The sequence below is a fragment of the Burkholderiales bacterium genome (assembly GCA_015075645.1).
In the GTDB taxonomy this organism is placed as follows: domain Bacteria; phylum Pseudomonadota; class Gammaproteobacteria; order Burkholderiales; family Casimicrobiaceae; genus VBCG01.
This window is the reverse complement of the sequence record JABTUF010000003.1, coordinates 1-22,857: the sequence shown is the minus strand read 5'-3', so window position 1 is coordinate 22,857 and position 22,857 is coordinate 1. Positions and strand designations below refer to the sequence as shown.

Below are 22,857 nucleotides of genomic sequence, written 5' to 3'. Positions count from 1 at the left end.
AAGAACGCCGATGGGCGAGCGCTTACTGCACAACGACTCGACCTCGATCGCCTTCTGCGGCCAGTACCGGGCGGCGACCGGCCGCGAGCTGCGCGGGCGCACCGCACCGGCGATCGCCTTCGGCTTTTCCAAGGACCACCGCCCGGATTTGCGCCAGCTGCTGTTCATCCTCACCGTCACCGCCGAGGGGGTTCCGGCGTCGTTTCGCTGCGCCGACGGCAATACCAGCGACTCGGTCACCCACGTCCAGACCTGGGAGGCATTGCGGGCGGTGGCCGGCCGTGCCGACTTCCTGTATGTCGCCGATTCCAAGCTGTGCTCCTACGAGAACATGCGTCACATCGATGCCGCGGGCGGGCGTTTCGTTACCGTGATGCCACGCAGCCGCCAGGAGGATGCACGCTTTCGCCAGTGGATCCAGACCCATGACTTACATTCCGCACATCGGCAGACGCATTTCTCGGTAATTTCCCGATCGCACGTCGGAGTCAGTGATCGCGGGGTTGTTCGGCTTCGATGAGTCGCGCGGATTCTCTCTCCCATTCGCGTAGCAGTTTCTTGAGCTTGCGGTAGTTGGCGATCGCCAGGCGCATGAGGCGGGCCTGCTCGGCCGAGAGGCGGCGACGCACGAGCTTGCCGTCCTGCATGTACCCCCAGTCGTAGTACGGCCCGTGGCGAGCTGCCAGGTCGGTGGCGCAGCGACAGCCAGCCTTGCCGCAGCGGCTCAGATGTTCGTAGAGCGTGCCGGTGCACAGGTAGTCGATCGTGCCGACGGCAGCGCGAATCTTCTCGATACGTTGTCGCGACCGTCTGGCCTGGGTGGCGAGGGATCGCTTGGATGGGGAGCTTGACTTGGTCATGTCTGGCGATAATACTATCGTCAGGTTGAAGAAACCACAAGCCTACCCGCCCGAACGCTTCGCCCTGAACAGCGAGCGACTGGGACCGCTACCCCTGGTCAATCACTTCCTCGAGCGCATGGGGTTGCCGGCGCTGCTCGAGAAGTTCGTGCCCACCGCCGATCGACGCCGTGCCGTCAGCCACGCGCAGGCACTCGGCGTGCTGCTGCGCTCGATCCTGGTCGAGCGCGAGCCCGTCTATCGCCAGCAGGAGACCGTGCACGGCTTTGCACCGGGATGCTTCGGCATCGACGCGGCGCAGATGGCGCGGCTGACCGACGACCGGATCGGGCGCTCGCTCGATCGGCTCTTCGATGCCGATCGGGCGGCCCTGCTCACCGCGGTGGTGGTCGCGGTGGGGCAGCGCTTCGGGGTGACCTTCGAGCGGCTGCACAACGATTCGACCTCGATCGCCTTCTGCGGCCAGTACCGGGCGGCGACCGGCCGCGAGCTGCGCGGGTGCACCGCACCGGCGATCGCCTTCGGCTTTTCCAAGGACCACCGCCCGGATTTGCGCCAGCTGCTGTTCATCCTCACCGTCACCGCCGAGGGGGTTCCGGCGTCGTTTCGCTGCGCCGACGGCAATACCAGCGACTCGGTCACCCACGTCCAGACCTGGGAGGCATTGCGGGCGGTGGCCGGCCGCCGACTTCCTGCCACGTCGCCGATTCCAACGCCTGCTGTGCTCCTACGAGGACATGCGTCACATCGATGCCGCGGGCGGGCGTTTCGTTACCGTGATGCCACGCGCAGCCGCCAGGAGGATGCACGCTTTCGCCAGTGGATCCAGACCCATGACCCGGCCTGGGAACAAGTCTGGATCGGCCGAATACTCGGCACCGTGACGGACCACGGGACTGCTGGTACGTCTACCGCCAACCGTTGCCCTCGATGGAGGTCTGGCCGATCACCTGGTGTGGCACGCTGCTCTGGCGCTGCACCAGCGTGCCCGACGCGACCGCCAGCTCGCCGCGGCCAGCGAAGCGCTCGAACAGTTGCACCGGCGCCTGATCGCAACCCGCGCGCGGGGCTGCGGGTGCTGCCGAGATCGATCAGCGCGTGGCCGAGATCCTCGAGCAGTACCGGGTCACCCGCCACCTCAAGGTCAAACGCGTGGTGCGCGAGCGCAGCACAGCCAAGCAGGTCCGCCGTGGTCGTCCCTGGCCTGACACCGCGTACCGCAAGATCACCCGCCGGCGCTTCGACATCGAATGGTCGATCGACGCCGCCGCCGTGGCCTACGACCAGAAGAGCGATGGCATGTATCCGTTGCTCAGCAACGACCGGACCTCCCTCACCCCGCCCATGCTCGAGCCCCACAGGGCCAGCCCACCATCGAGAAGCGTTTCGAGCAGGTGAAGACCGTGCACGAGATCGCCCCGATCTTCCTCAAGAACGAAGGGCGCATCGAGGCCCCTGTTCACGCTGTACTTCCTGGCCCTGCTCGTGCGGCGCTCATCGAGCGTGAATTACGCGGCGCGATGCGCCACGAGGTGATCGCCGAGCTACCGCTGTATCCGGAGCAGCGTCAATGTCGGCGGCCTACCACCGAGCAGGTGCTGCGCCTGTTCAGCCTCGCCCAACGCCACCGCCTGTTGCGCGACGGCCAAACCGTCCAGACCTTTGACGCCGACCGCCACCGCGTCTGCGCGTGACCGACCTGTTAGCGCGACTCGTGCGCCCTCGCGTTGCTGGAGTTCCCGCATTGCGACACCCACCGCCGCCGATGTGCGCCTACCGCGTCTGCGCGTGACGCCCCAGCCTTCCGGCCTCGCCTCCGGAAATTCACTCCAATTGCGTCCGCCGATGTGCGGAATGTAAGCCATGACCCGGCCTGGGAACAAGTCTGGGATCGGCCGAATACTCGGCACCGTGACGGACCACGGGACTGCTGGTACGTCTACCGCCAACCGTTGCCCTCGATGGAGGTCTGGCCGATCACCTGGGTGTGGAGCACGCTGCTCACGCTGCACCAGCGTGCCCGACGCGACCGCCAGCTCGCCGCGGCCAGCGAAGCGCTCGAACAGTTGCACCGGCGCCTGATCGCAACCGCGGCGGCGGCAGTGCTGCCGAGATCGATCAGCGCGTGGCGCGCAGATCCTCGAGCCGTACCGGGTCACCGCTACCTCGCGTCAAACGCGTGGTGCGCGCGAGGAGCACAGCTCGGCGGTCCGCCGTGGTCGTCCTGCCTCGACACACGACCGCAAGATCACCCGCCGGCGCTTCGACATCGAATGGTCGATCGACGCTGCCGCCGTGGCCTACGACCAGAAGAGCGATGGCACGCATCCGTTGCTCAGCGAACGACCGGACCCTCACCCCGCCCATCGTGCGCTCGAGGCCCACAACCTGGGCCAGCCCACCATCGAGAAGCGTTTCGAGCAGGTGACCGGCGCGTCGCCCTGATCTTCCTCCAGGAACGAAGGGCGCATCGACCCCTGTTCACGCTGTACTTCCTGGCCCTGCTCGTGCAGGCGCTCATCGAGCGTGAATTACGCGGCGCGATGCGCCACGAGGTGATCGCCGAGCTACCGCTGCCGTCCGGAGCAGCGTCACGTCGGCGGCCTACGACGGTGCTGCGCCTGTTCAGCCTCGCCCAACGCCACCGCCTGTTGCGCGACGGCCAAACCGTCCAGACGCACGCTTGACGCCGACCTCACCGACCTGCAGCGCCAAGTCCTCGCGTTGCTCGGAGTTCCCGCACACGCCTACCGCGTCTGCGCGTGACGCCCCAGCCTTCCGGCCCGCCTCCGGAAATTCACTCCAATTGCGTCCGCCGATGTGCGGAATGTAAGGCAGAAAGCCCAGTGTGCTTCGCAATGCGCGCAAGCATCTTTGGACCGATCTCTTCGCCATCGTGGAAGGCGAAGACGAAGTCTGGCCATCCCGCGCGGCTCAACGTCCGATGCGACCCGGACTGTCGCTTGACGACCCACCCCAACCCAAGCAACGCCGCCAGTACGCGACGCGCTTTGGTCGAAGGCCAATGACTCAAGCAGCGGCCACCGAAATCGAGATTGAACCGGGTTGGCTCTCGGAGTGCTCCAGGCGCTCGGCGAGGACCCGCAGCGCAAGCACCTGGACGCGAGCCACGGCCTCGTCCCGAGTGGCTCCGTAGGCCAAAACGCCAGGCAACTGCGGTACCTCCGCAAGCCACCGGCCATCGGCCTCGCGCTCACTCTCGATGTCGAGATTCACCATAGGTACCTCCGATTTCACCCGATTCTACGCCCGACGCTGTGGTGACGCGCAATGTGAATTAGACGGCGGATTCCTCCAACTTGTCCCCCTTTCCGACATTGCAGTGCGAGCACAACGTTCGGAGATTGCCCTCCTCGGTCACTCCGCCGCGCACAAAAGCGATGATGTGATCGACGTGGAGTTGGCACGTTGGTGTTACGGCCGGACTCGCACCGCAGAGAACACACTTGAAACGATCTCGGCGCAGGACGTCGTAACGCAAGCCCAGGGAAATTGTGCGACGAGGTCTTTTTGTGGTCATCTCCGGGTCCAGTGCTGCATCTGGCTTTGGGGGTGACGGCAAGATTGAGTCAAGCTGTCGATCGGCGTTGACGCGTTCAACAAACGCACTGAGCGCCCGACGCCAACCTTCGAACTTGCGCGCATAAGCCCCCGATGTGATTCGGGAGGGCTCCCGATCCATTTCTCTATACCTCGGTTGCCGACCGTGGTGCGTCCATACCGCCAGGATGTTCTCAAAAAACTCCTCATCGGAGTAACGCTTAGAACCACGTCCGGGTACCAAGTTCGCACGAACTATAGCGGCATGCCATGACCCAAACGTCCGCACGATTGAGGTGGAATGGATCCGACCATGAGCGTTGTATTGTCGAACGGTGAACGAGGTCAAACCAAGCTCGTCCGCTACCCTACGAAGTTCGGCAAGCATGTCGCTATCAGAGTATCTGTGACCACAACCAGTGCGCATGCGATGGGAAACGACTGCTCCCGAGTATCTATTCGAAAGCCCAGCCCGACGCAATGCCTGATGCCAGCCACCGAATCTGCGGCAAATGCTACTGGAGCTTGCACGGGCGAGCCGATCAAACGCCATTCTCGTAATATGCGGTGAAGTGATCAATCCAGCGACGCGTCGAATTTCGTCGAGAAGCGCATCATCAGAGTAATCAAACAGGCTGTCAGGTGTGAAATCCATTGGCGACCCGGTCAGACTGATGAAGTGCGATGCGGTAGCGCATGAGTACCTCCAATCTCGGCCTAGTTTAGCGCCGTGTCCTGTGACGCCCAACGTGCAAAGTAACCGGCCGCAGAGGCCGGCGAAGCCGCGCCGAAAGCGGTCCGGTTGACTGCCGGGTTAGGGGGCGCTGCGATAGACCTCACGGCGATGCCCCACCTTGATGACCTCGACGGTCCGATGCGCGTCATCGACCCAATAGATGACGCGATAATCGCCTTGGCGAACACGAAAGAGGGCTGCCGGACCTGCGAGCTTTTCACTGCCCGGGGGTTTGGGCTCGTTCGCCAACGATCGTATCCGACCCACGATCCGTTGACGGTCACGCTTGCTTCCGACCGCCTCGATCTCCTTTGCGGCCGACGGCTTGATCAGCAGCCTATATTCGGCCACGTTTCCTCAGGTCGCGAACCAGCGTCTCGAAGGAAACGCCGCGCTCGGACTTGCGTTGATCAAACGACGCAAGATCCTCGGCGTCTTCCGCCAGTGCGACCTTCACGGCATCGTTGACCATGTCGGAAATCGACCGATCAGTTGCGGCGGCCTTGAGGCGCAGCGCTTGGTGGACCGCTGCGTCGAAATACACGGTGGCGCGTTTGGCGTCTTCCATCGTGCGCATGGTAGCGCTATAACGTCACAACGTCAAGACGCCACGCGCTACGGAAGCCCCCTAACGTTCAAGGTGACCGGCGCGCCGCCAACGATGCGAACGAAGAAGAAGCCGCGTACCGGCGCGTCCGGTTGACCACCCTGTTAGGGCGCGATCGATGCATCGCGCCATCGTGCACCGAAGGCTTTCCCTTCGCAATGCACGACCGACGACCGGACCCGCGCGCCACAGCGTGGTGTGATGCCACCCGAAGCCATCGGCGCGCCGCCGCGCGGGACCTGCACGGGGGCGAGCTCTGGTGCCTGCGAGGCCACGACGCGGACGACTACGAGCGCCGTTGGCGTGCCGGAGCGGTCGGGGTGCGACCTGGATCGGAGGCGTTGTGGCGCGGCAAGCGGTCGCCGTTCGCTACAGCTCCATCGCGCCGACGCTCGCCGCGCGGGCGACCGAGCGAAGTCGTTCGATCGAGCGATATGCAACGCGCCTTCCGCGCCCTAACGTTCAAGGTGACCGGCGCGCCGCCACCGACGCGAACGAAGAAGAAGCCGCGTACCGGCGCGTCCGGTTGACCACCCTGTTAGGGCGCGATAGTTGCACGGCGCCATCGTGCACCGAAGGCTTTCCCTCCGCAATGCACGACCGACGACCGGACCCGCGCGCCACCGCGTGGTGTGATGCCACCCGAAGCCATCGGCGCGCCGCCGCGCGGGACCTGCACGGGGGCGAGCTCTGGTGCCTGCGAGGCCACGACGCGGATGACTACGAGCGCCGTTGGCGTGCCGGAGCGGTCGGGGTGCGACCTGGATCGGAGGCGTTGTGGCGCGGCAAGCGGTCGCCGTTCGCTACCGCACCATCGCGCCGACGCTCGCCGCGCGGGCGACCGAGCGAAGTCGTTCGATCGAGCGCGATATGCAACGATTCTCGCGCCCTAACGTTCAAGGTGACCGGCGCGCCGCCACCGACGCGAACGAGGAAGAAGCCGCGTACCGGCGCGTCCGGTTGACCACCCTGTTAGGGCGCGATCGATGCATCGCGCCATCGTGCACCGAAGGCTTTCCCTTCGCAATGCACGACCGACGACCGGACCCGCGCGCCACAGCGTGGTGTGATGCCACCCGAAGCCATCGGCGCGCCGCCGCGCGGGACCTGCACGGGGGCGAGCTCTGGTGCCTGCGAGGCCACGACGCGGACGACTACGAGCGCCGTTGGCGTGCCGGAGCGGCCGGGGTGCGACCTGGATCGGAGGCGTTGTGGCGCGGCAAGCGGTCGCCGTTCGCTACAGCTCCATCGCGCCGACGCTCGCCGCGCGGGCGAACTCGCGAACACGTGTGATCGAGCGCGATATGCAACGATTCTCGCGCCCTAACGTGACAGGTAACCGGCGCGCCGCACCGGTCGTCGCCAAAACTCAAGTCGCATCTCGGCGCGTCCGGTTGACCGGCAGGTTAGCCGTCGTCAGGGAATGCGAACCTCGACATAGCTGCTGGCCTCGCAGCCGGCAATCGTTCCGCGACACCAACGGCGACGCGCTGAATCCGGGCCAACTCGTCGAAAGCAAACATACGATTGCGATCCTTCGACCTGCCAGATTCTGCTGGTATCGAAGTCGGGCATCCGTGGTAACGAAGACCTCGAAGCCCTCCTGTTCAGCCGCGTCGAGCAGCTCGCCGTTCGTCAGCTTCGACCAGCCGCGCTCATAGGCCGTCGATACGTCGTGCCGCCGCAGCGATTCACGCAACGGAGCCGGTGTACCTTGATCGAAAAGGACTCGCACTCAGACCGGAGCGAGTGCACTACGCGCGGCGTGCTCGAGGACCGCCCGTACCTGATCTAGCGATACGCCTGGAAAGAGCTCAACAAACTGGCTGGCCGACACACCGTCCTCGAGATTCTCGAACAGGGCCGATACGGGCACGCGCGTACCACGAAACACCCACGCCCCGCTAACGCGATCAACATCGCGCTCGACGGCCGAGCAGGAGGACCAATCGATCATCCGGCAATCCTAGCACTCCCGCGGCAGGACGGCTAACGCTTCGGTTCAGCGGCGGCGCCTGGGCGCCGTCCGCTGCAACCGGTTGTTAGCCGGCGCTGCGTTCGCCTCCGTGATAACCGCGTGCATTTCCGTTACGAACGCTTGTGTATCCAAGAAGTAATTCGGATAGGCCCTTCTCAAGGCTGCCACCGGACCAGCAGCTACGAGCACGGCCTCGACGCGCTCGCCAGCCCTTGTTCGCTCCTCGACAGCGGCGTAGTCGATAGTGGCCTGTGCAAGGCTAGCAACGGGGTACGGGCGAATCGTTACGGTGCGTCGGTCAGAGTCCAGCACTATGAGATGATACGCGCCTTGACCACGCTCGGTCGTGATTCGGTCGGCCGCAATTGCGAACCCCTGTAGTCGCTGGAGTACACCGAGGCGCGCCTCCGTGTCAGCGACATCGCGGAACACGGCGCCTCGAGCGCGGTCTTCGAATCCTGGCACAGGCTTGGAACTCTCGAGTATCGCGAGTGCAGCGCTTGCTTTGGCGAAGAACTCGCGCCACTCCCGGTCGCCTCGCCCGGACTTGAGTGCCTGGCCAAGAAACGTGCCCATGGTCTCGACAGCAGTCGCCCAGGCGTGTTGGCGGCGCGTGCGTATCTGCAGCTCTAGAGACAGACCGTCATATTCGGGAGCTCGCTTATTCTTATAGCGATATATGAGGTGAATGCCGCGATAGCCGTCCTCTTTCGGCTTATTGATGTAGTCCTTCGAATTCGCCAACTCATGGTCGAACTTGGTGTTCCGATAGTCCTTCTCGAGTCGTCGAACTCTGGCGACGGAACTCAACACCGCCCGCAGACCGCCAATGTCCTGCATACGCGCAAGCTGCATTCCGTCGAAGCGCTGAAGCTTCAGGATGATTGAAGGGGCTCGCTTGAGGCGTTGAGCGACAATCGTGTCGCCGTATCCATCCTTGAGCTTGTGTCGTAGGGTCGCTTGGAACGTGTTGATCGGATAGCCATGGCAGGCGCGCCAGTTGGCAAGGACGTCGGCAGCCCATTGCTGATCGTCGGCAGTCGCTCCTTCAGGACGCGCAAGTATCTCGCCGGCACGGGAAACCTGACTCCTTGAGAACCGTGGCGTGACGAATGACATAGAGTGCTTTCAGCCGGCTAACGCTCAAGGTGACCGGCGCGCCGCCACCGACGCGAACGAAGAAGAAGCCGCGTACCGGCGCGTCCGGTTGACCACACTGTTAGGGCGCGATAGTTGCACGGCGACATCGTGCACCGAAGGCATCACCTCCGCAATGCACGACCGACGACCGGACCCGCGCGCCACCGCGTGGTGTGATGCCGCCCGAAGCCACCTGCGCGCCGCCGCGCGGGACCTGCACGGGGGCGAGCTCTGGTGCCTGCGAGGCCACGACGCGGACGACTACGAGCGCCGTTGGCGTGCCGGAGCGGTCGGGGTGCGACCTGGATCGGAGGCGTTGTGGCGCGGCAAGCGGTCGCCGTTCGCTACAGCTCCATCGCGCCGACGCTCGCCGCGCGGGCGAACTCGCGAACGCTTGCGATCGAGCGCGATATGCAACGATTCTCGCGCCCTAACGCTCAAGGTGACCGGCGCGCCGCCACCGACGCGAACGAAGAAGAAGCCGCGTACCGGCGCGTCCGGTTGACCACCCTGTTAGGGCGCGATATTTGCACGGCGCCATCGTGCACCGAAGGCTTTCCCTCCGCAATGCACGACCGACGACCGGACCCGCGCGCCACCGCGTGGTGTGATGCCACCCGAAGCCATCGGCGCGCCGCCGCGCGGGACCTGCACGGGGGCGAGCTCTGGTGCCTGCGAGGCCACGACGCGGATGACTACGAGCGCCGTTGGCGTGCCGGAGCGGTCGGGGTGCGACCTGGATCGGAGGCGTTGTGGCGCGGCAAGCGGTCGCCGTTCGCTACCGCACCATCGCGCCGACGCTCGCCGCGCGGGCGACCGAGCGAAGTCGTTCGATCGAGCGCGATATGCAACGATTCTCGCGCCCTAACGCACAAGGTGACCGGCCGCGTGGCGTGGCGACGAAGGAGCCACGCAGCAAGCGGTCCGGTTGACCGCCCTGTTAGGGCGCGATAGTTGCACGGCGACATCGTGCACCGAAGGCTTTCCCTTCGCAATGCACGACCGACGACCGGACCCGCGCGCCACAGCGTGGTGTGATGCCACCCGAAGCCATCGGCGCGCCGCCGCGCGGGACCTGCACGGGGGCGAGCTCTGGTGCCTGCGAGGCCACGACGCGGATGACTACGAGCGCCGTTGGCGTGCCGGAGCGGCCGGGGTGCGGCCTGGATCGGAGGCACCGTGGCGCGGCAAGCGGTCACCGTTCGCTACAGCTCCATCGCGCCGACGCTCGCCGCGCGGGCGAACTCGCGAACACGTGTGATCGAGCGCGATATGCAACGATTCTCGCGCCCTAACGCTCAAGGTGACCGGCGCGCCGCCACCGACGCGAACGAAGAAGAAGCCGCGTACCGGCGCGTCCGGTTGACCACACTGTTAGGGCGCGATAGTTGCACGGCGACATCGTGCACCGAAGGCTTTCCCTCCGCAATGCACGACCGACGACCGGACCCGCGCGCCACCACGTGGTGTGATGCCACCCGAAGCCACCTGCGCGCCGCCGCGCTGGACCTGCACGGGGGCGAGCTCTGGTGGTTGCGAGGCCACGACGCGGATGACTACGAGCGCCGTTGGCGTGCCGGAGCGGCCGGGGTGCGGCCTGGATCGGAGGCACCGTGGCGCGGCAAGCGGTCACCGTCCGCTACAGCACCATCGCGCCGACGCTCGCCGCGCGGACGACCGAGCGAAGTCGTTCGATCGGGCGATATGCAACGCGCCTTGCGCGCCCTAACGTTCAAGGTGACCGGCGCGCCGCCACCGACGCGAACGAAGAAGAAGCCGCGTACCGGCGCGTCCGGTTGACCACACTGTTAGGGCGCGATAGTTGCACGGCGCCATCGTGCACCGAAGGCTTTCCCTCCGCAATGCACGACCGACGACCGGACCCGCGCGCCACCGCGTGGTGTGATGCGGCCCGAAGCCACCTGCGCGCCGCCGCGCGGGACCTGCACGGGGAGAGCTCTGGTGATCGCGAGGCCACGACGCGGATGACTACGAGCGCCGTTGGCGTGCCGGAGCGGTCGGGGTGCGACCTGGATCGGAGGCACCGTGGCGCGGCAAGCGGTCGCCGTTCGCTACCGCACCATCGCGCCGACGCTCGCCGCGCGGGCGACCGAGCGAAGTCGTTCGATCGAGCGCGATATGCAACGATTCTCGCGCCCTAACGTTCAAGGTGACCGGCGCGCCGCCACCGACGCGAACGAGGAAGAAGCCGCGTACCGGCGCGTCCGGTTGACCACCCTGTTAGGGCGCGATAGTTGCACGGCGACATCGTGCACCGAAGGCATCACCTCCGCAATGCACGACCGACGACCGGACCCGCGCGCCACCGCGTGGTGTGATGCCGCCCGAAGCCACCTGTGCGCCGCCGCGCGGGACCTGCACGGGGGCGAGCTCTGGTGCCTGCGAGGCCACGACGCGGACGACTACGAGCGCCGTTGGCGTGCCGGAGCGGTCGGGGTGCGACCTGGATCGGAGGCGTTGTGGCGCGGCAAGCGGTCGCCGTTCGCTACAGCTCCATCGCGCCGACGCTCGCCGCGCGGGCGACCGAGCGAAGTCGTTCGATCGAGCGATATGCAACGCGCCTTCCGCGCCCTAACGTCCAAGCTGAGCGGCCCGCCGCCACCATCGGTCGCCAACGAGAAGGTACTTGCCGGCGGGTCCGCTCGAGCGAAAGGTTAGGCCACATAGGCCTGCGAAAACTTCCCAACCGTACACTTCACAACGCCGCCGGAATGAAGCTTTTTGAGCATGCTTTCGGCTTCACGCCCCTTGTACCCTTGAGCTTGAAGATGCTGCAGGAGTTCGGCACGTCGCATTCGAGCCTTGCCATCTAGTGCGCGCACAACCTTCAGGGCAAGTGCTCTTCCGCTCTTCTTCGCGCCTTTGCTCTTGCCTTTGAGTGCAGCCGCCAAAGCCTTCTCAAAACGCTTCGTGAAATCGTGCTCGCGGCAAAGCCTGTGCAGTTCAGCGGATAGCGAGCCTTCCGTCTTGTATTGAACACGCCGCTTACCGTGAAGATCGGAGATGATCGGCGCACCTGCGGAGGCCCTTTGTGACGCCTTGTGTGCGCTCACAAAGATTGCCCGCGGCACCTCCAAGCCCTCGGCGTAACCGTATTCGAGCGACACGTTCGCATTGCCCCCAGTTGCATCAAACACCGCGTAGCTGGAAGAAGCAATGCGCTGCTTTATGATTTCAAACAGGTCTTCGGCGTGCTGTGCGTCGTTGCGCCCGACTATCGTGAAGTACAGAGGGTATCTCTTCTCCAGCGTCGGGATGATCTTTTCGTACTTCGGTCGAACCGTTTTCCACGGCAACCCGACAAAGATCTGATTCGGAGTGAACTCGCGTTTTGTACCTGCCACGGGACTCCTCCATTGTGGACTAACGTTCGACATGAGCGGCATGCGTAACTGCGCGAAGCGCGCCGGAGCATGCCCCGCTCGATTGAAGGGTTTGGCCTCATGGGTGGGCGGCTTTGTTCGGGCGGAAGTTTAGGGCAACGAAGGCATCAATTTCCTCAAGCGAAGGGTTTTCGGCTTCTATCCAAGAGGCAAGTCGCTTGGCGTCGTCTTCTGTGAATTTCGGAACAGTCTCTACCTGCGATGGCACCGTAATAGCTGCATGACAACCAACAAAGCAGTTCGATGAGCCCTTGCTCCACTTAGGGCCGCCCGCGACAACGCCACCGTAGAGCACTTTCGCGTAGAACTCCGACACGCCGGCAGCCCTGCTCGCATAGTAGAAGATGCGATGCACGTCTTGGTGTCGTTCCGTCTTGGTCTCACAGTAGACGTCATGAATGACCGCAGCCTCGCGGTACTGACCTTCAAATGGTGCTCCGACAATAGTCCAAAGTCCGCGGGGAATTGACGCACCGTCCGTCACGGATCCCTTAGGCGCAAGCCAGGTTTTACCCTTCGGATCCACGTATGCGAAGTCTTCTAGCAGACGCATCCGGCGCTCGGTGGCGCTGCCGCGAAGCCACTCTGTCTTTACAGAGCCGGTGAATCGGCCGTAGTTCATGTCAGCAGCCACGGCAAGAAGCGGAGCTAGCAAGATTAGCCAGATCGAGAGTTGGCGCATGACGGACTCTTTCGAGGTGAGGCCTAACGCTCAAGGTGACCGGCGCGCCGCCACCGACGCGAACGAAGAAGAAGCCGCGTACCGGCGCGTCCGGTTGACCACACTGTTAGGGCGCGATAGTTGCACGGCGACATCGTGCACCGAAGGCATCACCTCCGCAATGCACGACCGACGACCGGACCCGCGCGCCACCGCGTGGTGTAACGCCGCCCGAAGCCACCTGCGCGCCGCCGCGCTGGACCTGCACGGGGGCGAGCTCTGGTGGTTGCGAGGCCACGACGCGGATGACTACGAGCGCCGTTGGCGTGCCGGAGCGGCCGGGGTGCGGCCTGGATCGGAGGCACCGTGGCGCGGCAAGCGGTCACCGTTCGCTACAGCTCCATCGCGCCGACGCTCGCCGCGCGGGCGACCGAGCGAAGTCGTTCGATCGAGCGATATGCAACGCGCCTTGCGCGCCCTAACGCTTGAGTTCACCGGCGTGCGGAAGCGGGCGCAGCCCGCTGTAGCACGTCCGGTGCAACGAATGGTTAGCCCGCACCTCAGTCGAGCTTGTAGAACTTCGGCTTCGGGCAAACGAGCGTCGTTGCCATCTGCTTCATGTGCAGCCAGTTCGGCGCATTGACAGAGACCAACTGGTGCTTCTGTCCAACCAAGTCCTGCTGTGCGGCCTCGTTCAGGCCGGCCTCAATGTCGACCACCAGCGCGTCCGGGTACTTTTCAATCTGCTCCTGCATGCGCTGCGCCTTAGCGCTTGGCTTGACGTAGTAAGGTGGAGGCTCTTGCTTGCCAAGAGTACACATGCTGCGGCCAACGGCGTGATATGCATCGCTGAACAGGCCCATGAAGCCGTTTGGATCGGCGAGTGACACTATCCACAGGCGGTGTGATTGGCTGTAGCGGATCGTGCTGTGATTGCCCTTTTCAGGTGACTCCGGAACGATGCCAATGCGTAGGCCCTTGCCGCCCTCGAGCAGCTTGAAGTTGGATTTCACGGTAGCCGCGAAGTACCTGGGATTGAGCTTCCCTCTGTTTTTCGTCCGCCAAGGGAACGGGGTCATGCTGCCACGGCTTGCTCGTGCTGACTGCTGATCCAACCGGCCAGGAACCGCGCCGGCGAAACATAGCCGAGCGTCGAGTGCTTGCGCCTGCGGTTGTAGAACACCTCGATGTAGTCGAACAGATCGGCGATCGCCGCCTCGCGCGTCGCGTACCGGGTGCCATGCACGCGCTCCTTCGTTGAAGAAGCTTCGGCCCAGCAGTTCTTGCGGCTCATCGGCAGGTCATGCGAACTCGACAGCTTGTCTGACGCCTCGCGGGTGTGTTTCGGCTGAGGACGATCTTCACGATGCCGTTCCAGCCCATTTCTCGGTCGGCATGGCGCCCGCAAGCCAATATGCGTCAGGTCAGCTGCGCGCCCGCCTCGCGGCAGACGGCATCCACCGCGGTGGCGACCTCATGCAAGAAGGAGTTCCTGTCGGGTGAGGGCGTTACATCGGGCACCGGCGCAGCTCGATCGTAGATTTGCTCGCCGATGATCGCGGCGCGGGCGTAACTCGATCCTCGACCTGACTGATTGAACGCGGACTGCCACTCGGGCATGCGCTCGGCTCGAACACGGCGCGTCGCAAGGTCAAGCGTCTTGACCGACAGCGCATTGGCAATCCTGTCGAAAACTTGCTGCTTGGTGTCGTCGTCCGTGGGCTCGACCGGGTCCCATTTCAGCGGGTTCTGCAAGAGAACATACAGCCGATCCTGCAGCTGCTTGCGCAGATCGGCCACGGGCTTCAGGTTGTCGTACTCATCGCCAAACCCGGGCGTGCTGAGGCGCCTACTCAAAGCCCAGATACGCTTCCAGTGCTCCTTGCCGACCCCCGGCTTGTAGGCGAGGCCGAGGCGCGGCCACCAGGCGTCGTGGAAGCTCTCGGCCGCGTTCTTCACCGCGAGAACAAGGTTCATGCGGTCGTAAACCGGCTGTACCGCAACAGGGGCTGGCTTCTCGACAATCGTGTCGATGGCGCCAAGCAGCGACTTCAACTGGCCGATCGTCCGCCTGTGCGTCTTCTTCGCGGCATCGAGCGGCTCGTCGATGCCACCAACGAAGAAACAGGCCTCCTTCAGGCGCGAGCGAAGCGCCCTCTCGGCGAAGGGTCCGAGTTCCTCACCGATCGATGCGAGAACGTTTTCGGCAGAGGCCAGCACGTGATGCTCCTTCGCGGCCGCACTTGGCAGGTTGTCGCCCTTGACTTCATCGAAATGCGTGAACACGAGCAGGAGCTTGCTGGCACTGCCGGAAGTAATCATCTCCTTCATGGCCGCGACCGGAGCGGCCTGCATCGGAATCGTCGCGTTGTCTACCAACACGATCGCGTCCGTCGTCTCGATCAGCCGCGTGAGTGAAGTGGAGATGGCTGCGACCGACTTTGGCGTGTGACCAAGGCCCTCGCCATCGAGCAGAACCAGCTTTGGCAGCTGGCCGTCATTCCACGCCGGCACGAAGGCGCCCGATACACGAACGCCGTTGACCAGCGGCGTCAGCAGTCGCCCAAAGCGTGGTGCGTGGTTGCTGGAGAACCGAGTCACCGCCTTGATGAAGGCAGCTCTGTCATCCGTTTCCCACGACCATGATTGCGGCCATCCCTGCTTGCTGCGACGAAGCGTTCCCTCTTCCAGCAGCGAAAAGCGGAGCTCGATCTCGTCCATGAGCTCGTCGCTGATGCGATGGAACTCGTCATCCTCCCGCAGGCGGCGATCGAGCTCCTCCTCGAACAGCTCATCGACAACTCGCTGATCCTTTTCGTCGATTGCGCCGAGCTCACTCTTCAGTTGATCCCCATGGCGCGCGGCGACGGAGCGCAGTGCAGCCAAGCTCTTGATGAGCAGAGCATTCGTGGCTTCGAGATCGATGGCTTTGTCGGCCGGGCTCTCGTCAGCTGGGTCGAACGCGTCTTCACCTTCGTCCTCGTCGTCGTCGGACACAGCCTCCTGCGGGCCATTGCCAAGGACGTAGTTGAAGCGGAACCTTTGATTCACGTGCATGAGCAGCTTGCGGAGCACATCCCCGTCGTCGTCACCGCGATATGCGGCAAGCACGGCTTCGGAAATGCACTCGTTCAAGTGCTCGCGAACCTCGTCGATGGGGAAGAAGGTGACAACGGCCTTGAACGGCCCGGGCGCGAGGACCACTTCGGTCTCATGAACGGTCGTCTTGGCCGTCGACGTCGACGGGAAGCGCTCGGTGACGGGGTCTGTGCCGATCAGCTGTCGGAGCAGCGTGGTCTTCCCTGCGCCGGTGGTGCCGAGCAGGAGAGCGCGCCGGTACTCCGATTCCTGAGATGTCGGCAACGGGATGATCGCGTCACGGATGGCGCCGAAGTCGTTTGCCTCGGGCTCCATGCCGTGGAAGAAGATCTCCACGACCCGGCTGTGGAACCGCTTCCCCGCCTCGCTCTTCGCCGAGGCGTTCCAGAAGGTCTCGTCGGCAAGCAGCTGGTTGAGCTGCTCCTTCAAGACATTGGCCTCGGCCTCGTCCGGCGTTCCCAGCCCCATCCGCACTCGCAGCCCCGGCCTGTTGGTGTTCGGGTCAATTCGTGCCGGATGGCGGAAGATCACCGCCCAAGCGCTCCGGCCCTGGGATCGGCTAAGCGTTGCAGTGAAGCGTTTTTCCATGATCTCACCGTTGTTCAGATGTTGTTCGGATATGCTATGGGGCGTGGCCAGCCCTGTCAAGCGAAATCTGAACAACGCCGGAACAACGTGATGCGCTTCGGCATTCCTCCTGAGCGATTGATGCGGCTGGCAACGAGTTGCCCTGCCGCACGGACTCGAGGCTGCTGGCCAACCGCAGTCCCCAGCCCGGCCTACATGTGCTTCTTGTAGTACGCCCACTGCACGCGGGCCAGCCCGCCCAAGAGGACCGCGCCGAGCGGCACGCACAGCTCCCAATTCACCGGCCCGGGCCAGAGCAGCAGGCCGACGCCGCCCAGTCCCAGCACCGCCACCTGCAGGTACTTGGCCCGGTGGTATAGGCCGGCCGACTCGCGCCCCCCGCAAGCTCGGCGGATCGCTCGCTGGGTGAAACCGTCGGCGGCGCCGACGACGTAGAGGAGCAGGAGCAGCGGCGCGAACCGCGCCAGGATCGCCGCGCGCACCCCGAGCAGCTGGGTTCCGACCATCGCCGCCTCGATGCTCTCCCGGTGCGACACGTAGCTGCGCCGCATGACCGTGTCCGGGATCGACAGAGCCGCCCCGTTGGCGAACTGCGTGCCCATGTCGTGGATGCCGGTGGCTTCGAACACGAACGAATAAAGCGCGTTGGCCGGCGCGGTGATGGCGCCGGCGCCGGTACCCTGTCGGGCGGCAAGGGCAACGCCGTGCTCGAGGTCGTGCGCGAGCAGATCACGCAGGCGCTCGATCCCCTGCGGCCAGACCTTGAACACGAACGTCCAGTCGAGAATCCAGGCGCACAGCAGGAGCGCAGCCAAACCCAGCGCCAGCGAGAAGAGCAGCTTCAGCGGACTCAGCAGCACGCCCGCCAGCGCCCCGTCGTGAAACGCCGCGTTCCTAGACGACACTTCGCTACTCCGCCTCGAAGCCAATTTCCGGCTGATTCCACGGTCCGTCGATCCGCGCTCTCAGCGTCTTCCCGATCGCCGCCAGGCTCATTGGCATCAGCGGATCGCTCGCTGCCGAGGGCAGCGGCATGCGGATCTTGTGCAGCTGGCCCCCGTGGATCAGCGCGAAGGCCTCGCCCTTGGGCAGCTGCACGAGATCGGTCGGCTCCAGCATCCGAACCGTCTCCGGCGCGATGCGGTCCTCGTTGCGGCTGGCGAAGTCCGCGAAGTCGATCGGATCGTTGGTGTCGGAGACCGACGACGACACGACGGTCGAGACGACGTGTACCTCGGGCAGCTGGCTGGTCAGCAGCTCGGCCGTGGCCACCTCCTTCACCCGCAGCATGATCAGCGTGTTGAAGTTGCCGGCGATCTGCCCGGCCTTGGCGGGCGAACCAATGCGGGCTTCCACGTCCGACCAGGTCTGCGTGTAGGCCGTCACCTGAAACCCCGCTCCGCCCGCCTTGTTGAGCAGCGGGATGAACTCGTCGCCGATCAGCTCGTTGAACTCGTCGGCGTGGATCGCGATCCGCCGCGGCTTCACCTCGCCTGGCAGTCCGCGACCGGTGCCGAACTTGTGTAAGCGTCCGGTGCTGGCATCTCGCCGGCTAGTCGCGGAGGTGTTGCAGAGGGATAGCCGGGTGCTCCCGGCATCCGATCATTGATTCGACGGGGGGTTGATCTCGTCGATGCACTCGCCGGTTTCGCTGGCGACGGCGATAGCCTCGTCGAGTCGTTGGAGTAGTTCGAGCAGCGATTCGCCGTGCCGCCGCTGCAGCATCGCCAGGCACTGGTCTTCGTTGGCGGCCGTGGCAGCACAGCGGATCGGGCCGAACCGCCCAATCGTGATGTCGCCGTCGCCGTCGATCAGGAGTTCGATATTCGGGAAGGCGCCAGGCGATACCGCCGGTGGCGACGTACGCTTACGCCGCGAGCCGCTCATCGGCCGCCTGCGTCTGGGCGTAGTTCCACGGCAGCAACTCGGCGAGCCGGTTGCTCGGGTGCTCAGCGATGCACCCCAGCACGAAGCGCAGGTACGCCTCTGGATCGAGCCCGTTCAGCTTGGCCGTCTGCAGCAGGGTATAGAGCACCGCGGCACGCTCGCCACCGGAGTCGGAACCCGCGAACAGGAAGTTCTTACGCGATAGCACCGGCCCACGCAACGCCCGTTCCGCGGCGTTGTTGTCGATCTCGATGGCGCCGTCGCCACAGTAACGGGTCAGCGCCTCCCACCGGTTCAGGGCATAGTTGATCGCCGCGGCGAACTCCGACTTCGCCGATACCTTGGACCGCGTATCGACCAGCCATTGCCGCAGGTCCTTCAGCAACGGCACGGCGTCCGTCTGACGGGCCTCCCGCCGCACCTCGGGCGGCTTGCCTCGGACTCGCTCTTCGATGGCGTAGATCTTCTGGATGCGCGTCAGCGCCTCCTCGGCCAGCGGCGAGCGGGTCGCCACCTGCAGGTCGTAGAACTTGCGCCGCGCATGCGCCCAGCACGCGGCTTCGCGCACCCGGCCCTCGACGTACAGCCCGTCGAAGCCGCTGTAGCCGTCAGCCTGCAGCGTGCCGCGGAAGTCCCTCAGGTGCGCCCGCGGGTGCGCTCCCTCCCGGGTCGGCGTGTAACGATAGTATGCGGCCGGCGGGTCGGTGCTCGCGGCAGGACGATCGTCTCGCACATAAACCCATAGTCGACCGGTCTTGGTCTTGCCTCGTCCGGGATCGAGCACCGGCACCGGCGTGTCGTCGGCGTGGATCTTCGTCGCCGCGATCACGTGGCGACCGACCAGTTCGGCCAGCGGCGTCACCAGGCGGGTAATGCCGGCGATCCAGTCGGCGAGCGTGGAGCGTTCCAGGTCGACGCCTTGCCGGGCGTAGATCTCGGACTGTCGGTACAACGGCAGGTGATCGAGGTACTTCGAGATGGCGACGTGCGCCAGCAGCCCCGGACCGGCGATCCCCTTGTCGATGGGACGCGACGGTGCCGCGGCCTGGACGATGGTCGAGCACTTGCCGCAGGCAAACTTCGGCCGGACGTGGCGGATGACCTTGAAGTGCTCGGGAATGAACTCGAGCTGCTCGGCGACATCCTCTCCGATCTGCTTGAGCGTGCCGCCGCAGTCAGGGCAAGTGCAGGCCGACGCATGAACCACCGTCTCGCGCGGCAACGTCGACGGCAGCGGCTTGCGCACGGGCTGCGTGCGCGGCGACGGCGGGGTCGAGGGCTCGGTTGCCGCCGAGCTGGCCGCCAAGCCAGTTTCCAATTCCTCGACGATCAACTCCAGTTGCTCAACGCGCGCGTCGTGCTGCTCGGAGCGGCGGCCAAACTGGATTCGACGCAGGCGCGCAATCTGCAGCTTCAGTTTCTCGATCAGCAGCCGCGCCGTCAGCATCTCCGCGCGCTGCGCTTCCAGCTCGGTCAAACGTCGTGCGACCTCGGCGTCGCGTTCGACCAGCAGGCGCTTGAGCGTCGCAACGTCATCGGGAAGTTGATCGATTGCGAGCGCCATGGCCGCGACTGTACCGCAGCGTGCGCGCATGATGCACGCCTCGAACGCATCTCGTACCCAATCGCGATGGCAGTGTTGTTACGCCGCGACGTTCGGTTGCCAGGTGCGTGCCGGACGGCGCCAATCGATGCCTTCGAGCAGCATCGACAGCTGCGCGGCAGACAGATGCACGACACCGCTGGTCGCCTGCGGCCACACGAACCGGCCACGCTCCAGACGCTTCGCGTACAAATTCATGCCGTCGCCGCTCCACCACAGCAACTTGATCAGATCGCCCCGCTTGCCACGGAACACGAACACGTCACCCGAGAACGGCTTCTCGCCGAGGGCCATCTGCACCAAGGCCGCCAGCCCGTCCATGCCCTTGCGCATGTCGGTGACGCCGGCGCCGATCCACACCCGCGTCCCCAACGGCAGTCCGATCAACGTCGTCTCGCCAGGCAGTCCAGTACCGTCCGCAGCAGCGCCGGATCAGCGGCACGGCCGACGCGTATCGTTGCCACCGGAAACATCACTTCGATGCCGTCCTCCGGACGTGCATGCCGATCGCCGGCATTCGCGAGCACCGGCGCCACCGATTCGATCACCGGGAGCAACTGGAACGGCGCCGCCGGCGGTGGCGTTGATACCACCACCGCGACTTCCTGATCGATCGCGCCGAACTTCCCCGCTCGGTACTGGCGGCGCCATTTGAACAGCATGTTGACGTTAATCCGGTGCTCCTGCGCCAGCTTCGCCACCGAGATCCCTGGCAGGCACGCCGCCTGCGCCAACCGCCGCTTGAACTCCAGCGGATGGTTCGGCCGTCCCTTCCGCGATACCCGCTGCAACCCCCCTGTCGCCATTCTGGTCCCCGCTACTCAACTGACGGACACCACTATGGCGTCATCGCCCTTCCCAGCGGAAGACGGTACTCACCGGACGCTTACGTTGGACTTGACGAAGATGGCACATCTCTGCGAAAGCGTGGGCATGCGTTGTCCTTGACGCCTAACGCTCGCGTTGAGCGGCGGCCGACGAGGGGAGCGAGGAGGGCACCGCAAGCAAGCGAAGCGCGCTTGCGGACGTCCGCTCGAACGCGGGGTTAGACCCGGGCTCGGCTAACGAGAGGAAAGCGCTCGGGGTGGAACAGCGATTCGACCGCAAGATCCACGTCCAGATCGGGCCAGTAGAGATGATGCGGCGACGGGAACTGTACGTTCAGCAACTGAGCAATCGAGGCGTCCTTGAACCAAGGAAACTCGGTGAACGGAACGAAAACCTCCTCGTCCCGAATCAGCAGCCAGAAGCCGTGCTTCGAGACGTTTGTCACTTCAACTTCCGAAGTGCTCGTTCCAGGCGCGACGGACGTCATCTTCCTTCTCCCGAATCAACCGGAGGGCGCGGTTAACCTCCGGGTCACTCAATCCGTAGTTTCGCGCCAATTCGATCTGCGGCTCAAGCCAAAATTTGGCTTCGCCCTTCTCGCCCTGGACATGGACGTGCATCCGGGGCTCCTCGCGCGAGAAAAAATAGAAGCGAAAGCCTTCAGCGCGAAATACGGTAGGGCTCACGCTCGCTATCGTACGCCCTGCGCATCACCGTTGCACCCCGGGCCTAACGTGCCAGGTAACCGGCCGCCGAGGCCGGCGAAGCCGCGCCGAGGACGGTCCGGTTGACCGCTGGGTTGGGCCTTAGGAAGGTCACGTGACGCTCAGATACCGTTTGAACTTTGCGGTCGCGAGGGCCGGCTGCGCGATAAACCAGTCGAGTTGAGTTGCTGAAGCTTCGACGACCTTCATATGGTCGTAGCCTAGCTGAGTTGGCTGCGAGCTGTCGCGGTACTGTGCATTTGCTGTATGAAGCTTGAGGCCGCGCTGAAACACCTCCTCTATGTACTCAGGGATGTCGGCCCCAAAAAGGAACTCCGCCTCAAACGTCTTTGAGCGAAACGCAAGAAGGTCAGGAATCGAGCACTTCGCCTCACGGACGATTAGACTGATGAGAATCATGACTTCTCGATAGATCGCTAGGCGGCGCTCGTAGCGATCTATGCGCAGCTTGGTCTCGTTCCCTTTCCATTGCTGCCACGCGACATAGGTGGCAACAACCGCAATCGTTGGGGTCAGAAGCCCTTGAAGTACCTGCAACCACGTGGGAAGGCCGGTGCTCATAAGGCCCAACGTTTGAGTTCACCCGAGGGCGGAAGCGGGCGAAGCCCGCTGTAGCACTTCGGGTGCAACGAAGGGTTAGGCGTCAACGCGGAGCTCTGCACGCGCGAAGTACTCAGGGAGTGTTGAGCGGCCATCCAAGATCTCGGCAATCCGATAGTGAATCTTGCTGACGTGCAAATCGACTCGTGTTGCCGGCATGGGCAGCATGGCGCGCCCGCCATCGACCGAGACGAGCACACGCCGATCGATAAGAGCGCGGTCGTACGTGAGCTCAACCCAGTAGCTCACGGCCTTTGGGTCTGGGAACTTGTTGGCCCAGGGCTCTTGGAAGTTGTCCTGGTGAACCCCTCGCTCGTCGTAGTGAACGGTGACTCTAAGACGTGGATCCTCTTTCAGTGCCGCTTCGGTAGTGACGCCGGTTGAGAATGCCTTCCAATCGTTCTTGGCGTTGGACAGCTCGACATGCTGAAGCAGCTGCTCAATGGTCATTTCGCGCACGGCCCTTCGATCTGGCACGACAAACTTGGCGACCTCGATCACGCCAAACATTGACGAACTGACGCAACCCAGCACGAATGCGACGGACTCTACATCTCTGCCAAGTAGCCACAGGATGCCA

Annotated in this window: 27 protein-coding genes and 1 pseudogene; 5 read left to right on the top strand and 23 right to left on the bottom strand. The window is 64.4% G+C overall.

Annotated features, from left to right (window positions below):
- Positions 1 to 10 precede the first annotated feature (10 nt).
- On the top strand, positions 11 to 520 hold the full coding sequence (locus tag HS109_07030) for a hypothetical protein (GenBank protein MBE7522122.1): 510 nt from the start codon (positions 11 to 13) through the stop codon (positions 518 to 520).
- On the opposite strand, the gene HS109_07025 is transcribed toward HS109_07030, so the two are convergent.
- Positions 489 to 860: a hypothetical protein gene (locus HS109_07025; protein ID MBE7522121.1), complete on the bottom strand. Its 372-nt coding sequence runs from the start codon at positions 858 to 860 to the stop codon at positions 489 to 491. The two genes, HS109_07030 and HS109_07025, sit on opposite strands and share 32 nt — an antisense overlap.
- A 25-nt stretch (positions 861 to 885) precedes the next feature.
- On the opposite strand from HS109_07025, the gene HS109_07020 reads away from it, so the two are divergent.
- From HS109_07020 to HS109_07005, 4 genes are all read left to right on the top strand, one after another.
- Complete coding sequence (locus tag HS109_07020) at positions 886 to 2,367, top strand: DUF4277 domain-containing protein (protein ID MBE7522120.1); 1,482 nt, start codon at positions 886 to 888, stop codon at positions 2,365 to 2,367.
- Positions 2,255 to 2,554, top strand: coding sequence for a hypothetical protein (locus tag HS109_07015; GenBank protein ID MBE7522119.1), 300 nt, complete (start codon positions 2,255 to 2,257; stop codon positions 2,552 to 2,554). The genes HS109_07020 and HS109_07015 overlap by 113 nt, the downstream gene beginning before the upstream one ends.
- A 601-nt stretch (positions 2,555 to 3,155) precedes the next feature.
- Positions 3,156 to 3,305, top strand: coding sequence for a hypothetical protein (locus tag HS109_07010; GenBank protein MBE7522118.1), 150 nt, complete (start codon positions 3,156 to 3,158; stop codon positions 3,303 to 3,305).
- A gap of 62 nt (positions 3,306 to 3,367) precedes the next feature.
- Positions 3,368 to 3,547, top strand: a complete 180-nt coding sequence (locus HS109_07005) for a hypothetical protein (protein ID MBE7522117.1) — start codon at positions 3,368 to 3,370, stop codon at positions 3,545 to 3,547.
- A gap of 110 nt (positions 3,548 to 3,657) precedes the next feature.
- On the opposite strand, the gene HS109_07000 is transcribed toward HS109_07005, so the two are convergent.
- The 22 genes and pseudogenes from HS109_07000 to HS109_06895 form a co-directional block, all read right to left on the bottom strand.
- A complete protein-coding gene (locus HS109_07000; GenBank protein MBE7522116.1) occupies positions 3,658 to 3,894 on the bottom strand; it encodes a type II toxin-antitoxin system HicA family toxin in 237 nt (78 codons plus the stop codon).
- Positions 3,891 to 4,097, bottom strand: coding sequence for a type II toxin-antitoxin system HicB family antitoxin (locus HS109_06995; GenBank protein ID MBE7522115.1), 207 nt, complete (start codon positions 4,095 to 4,097; stop codon positions 3,891 to 3,893). The genes HS109_07000 and HS109_06995 overlap by 4 nt, the downstream gene beginning before the upstream one ends.
- A 61-nt stretch (positions 4,098 to 4,158) precedes the next feature.
- Positions 4,159 to 4,809 (bottom strand): HNH endonuclease, encoded by a 651-nt coding sequence (locus HS109_06990; GenBank protein ID MBE7522114.1) that lies wholly within the window; start codon positions 4,807 to 4,809, stop codon positions 4,159 to 4,161.
- A 426-nt stretch (positions 4,810 to 5,235) separates the two neighbouring features.
- Positions 5,236 to 5,508, bottom strand: coding sequence for a type II toxin-antitoxin system RelE/ParE family toxin (locus HS109_06985; protein ID MBE7522113.1), 273 nt, complete (start codon positions 5,506 to 5,508; stop codon positions 5,236 to 5,238).
- Positions 5,495 to 5,734: a CopG family transcriptional regulator gene (locus HS109_06980; GenBank protein MBE7522112.1), complete on the bottom strand. Its 240-nt coding sequence runs from the start codon at positions 5,732 to 5,734 to the stop codon at positions 5,495 to 5,497. The genes HS109_06985 and HS109_06980 overlap by 14 nt, the downstream gene beginning before the upstream one ends.
- A gap of 1,765 nt (positions 5,735 to 7,499) precedes the next feature.
- A complete protein-coding gene (locus HS109_06975; GenBank protein MBE7522111.1) occupies positions 7,500 to 7,721 on the bottom strand; it encodes a DUF433 domain-containing protein in 222 nt (73 codons plus the stop codon).
- A gap of 45 nt (positions 7,722 to 7,766) precedes the next feature.
- Entirely contained in the window at positions 7,767 to 8,861 is a 1,095-nt protein-coding gene (locus tag HS109_06970) for a RelA/SpoT domain-containing protein (protein ID MBE7522110.1), read from the bottom strand.
- A gap of 2,696 nt (positions 8,862 to 11,557) precedes the next feature.
- Entirely contained in the window at positions 11,558 to 12,247 is a 690-nt protein-coding gene (locus HS109_06965) for a hypothetical protein (protein ID MBE7522109.1), read from the bottom strand.
- Between the two features lie 97 nt (positions 12,248 to 12,344).
- On the bottom strand, positions 12,345 to 12,968 hold the full coding sequence (locus HS109_06960) for a DUF1353 domain-containing protein (GenBank protein ID MBE7522108.1): 624 nt from the start codon (positions 12,966 to 12,968) through the stop codon (positions 12,345 to 12,347).
- Between the two features lie 539 nt (positions 12,969 to 13,507).
- Positions 13,508 to 14,026 (bottom strand): hypothetical protein, encoded by a 519-nt coding sequence (locus tag HS109_06955; protein ID MBE7522107.1) that lies wholly within the window; start codon positions 14,024 to 14,026, stop codon positions 13,508 to 13,510.
- Positions 14,023 to 14,169, bottom strand: a pseudogene (locus tag HS109_06950) (IS3 family transposase). Before HS109_06950 ends, HS109_06955 begins: the two are co-directional and overlap by 4 nt.
- A 197-nt stretch (positions 14,170 to 14,366) precedes the next feature.
- Positions 14,367 to 16,634 (bottom strand): hypothetical protein, encoded by a 2,268-nt coding sequence (locus tag HS109_06945; protein MBE7522106.1) that lies wholly within the window; start codon positions 16,632 to 16,634, stop codon positions 14,367 to 14,369.
- A gap of 191 nt (positions 16,635 to 16,825) precedes the next feature.
- On the bottom strand, positions 16,826 to 17,539 hold the full coding sequence (locus HS109_06940) for a DUF4400 domain-containing protein (GenBank protein ID MBE7522105.1): 714 nt from the start codon (positions 17,537 to 17,539) through the stop codon (positions 16,826 to 16,828).
- Positions 17,540 to 17,543: 4 nt separating this feature from the next.
- Entirely contained in the window at positions 17,544 to 18,134 is a 591-nt protein-coding gene (locus tag HS109_06935) for a TraM recognition domain-containing protein (GenBank protein MBE7522104.1), read from the bottom strand.
- Between the two features lie 102 nt (positions 18,135 to 18,236).
- Positions 18,237 to 18,521, bottom strand: a complete 285-nt coding sequence (locus HS109_06930) for a hypothetical protein (GenBank protein ID MBE7522103.1) — start codon at positions 18,519 to 18,521, stop codon at positions 18,237 to 18,239.
- Positions 18,502 to 20,085, bottom strand: a complete 1,584-nt coding sequence (locus HS109_06925; GenBank protein MBE7522102.1) for an IS66 family transposase — start codon at positions 20,083 to 20,085, stop codon at positions 18,502 to 18,504. Before HS109_06925 ends, HS109_06930 begins: the two co-directional genes overlap by 20 nt.
- Before the next feature lie 78 nt (positions 20,086 to 20,163).
- The gene (gene tnpB / locus HS109_06920) at positions 20,164 to 20,511 is read right to left on the bottom strand and encodes an IS66 family insertion sequence element accessory protein TnpB (GenBank protein ID MBE7522101.1); all 348 of its coding nucleotides are present in this window, start codon (positions 20,509 to 20,511) and stop codon (positions 20,164 to 20,166) included.
- Positions 20,508 to 20,930: a transposase gene (locus HS109_06915; protein MBE7522100.1), complete on the bottom strand. Its 423-nt coding sequence runs from the start codon at positions 20,928 to 20,930 to the stop codon at positions 20,508 to 20,510. The genes tnpB and HS109_06915 overlap by 4 nt, the downstream gene beginning before the upstream one ends.
- 239 nt (positions 20,931 to 21,169) lie before the next feature.
- Positions 21,170 to 21,439: a DUF2442 domain-containing protein gene (locus HS109_06910; protein ID MBE7522099.1), complete on the bottom strand. Its 270-nt coding sequence runs from the start codon at positions 21,437 to 21,439 to the stop codon at positions 21,170 to 21,172.
- The gene (locus HS109_06905; GenBank protein ID MBE7522098.1) at positions 21,399 to 21,638 is read right to left on the bottom strand and encodes a DUF4160 domain-containing protein; all 240 of its coding nucleotides are present in this window, start codon (positions 21,636 to 21,638) and stop codon (positions 21,399 to 21,401) included. The genes HS109_06910 and HS109_06905 overlap by 41 nt, the downstream gene beginning before the upstream one ends.
- Positions 21,639 to 21,767: 129 nt before the next feature.
- A complete protein-coding gene (locus HS109_06900; protein ID MBE7522097.1) occupies positions 21,768 to 22,238 on the bottom strand; it encodes a hypothetical protein in 471 nt (156 codons plus the stop codon).
- 75 nt (positions 22,239 to 22,313) lie between these two features.
- Positions 22,314 to 22,778 (bottom strand): hypothetical protein, encoded by a 465-nt coding sequence (locus tag HS109_06895; GenBank protein MBE7522096.1) that lies wholly within the window; start codon positions 22,776 to 22,778, stop codon positions 22,314 to 22,316.
- Positions 22,779 to 22,857 lie beyond the last annotated feature (79 nt).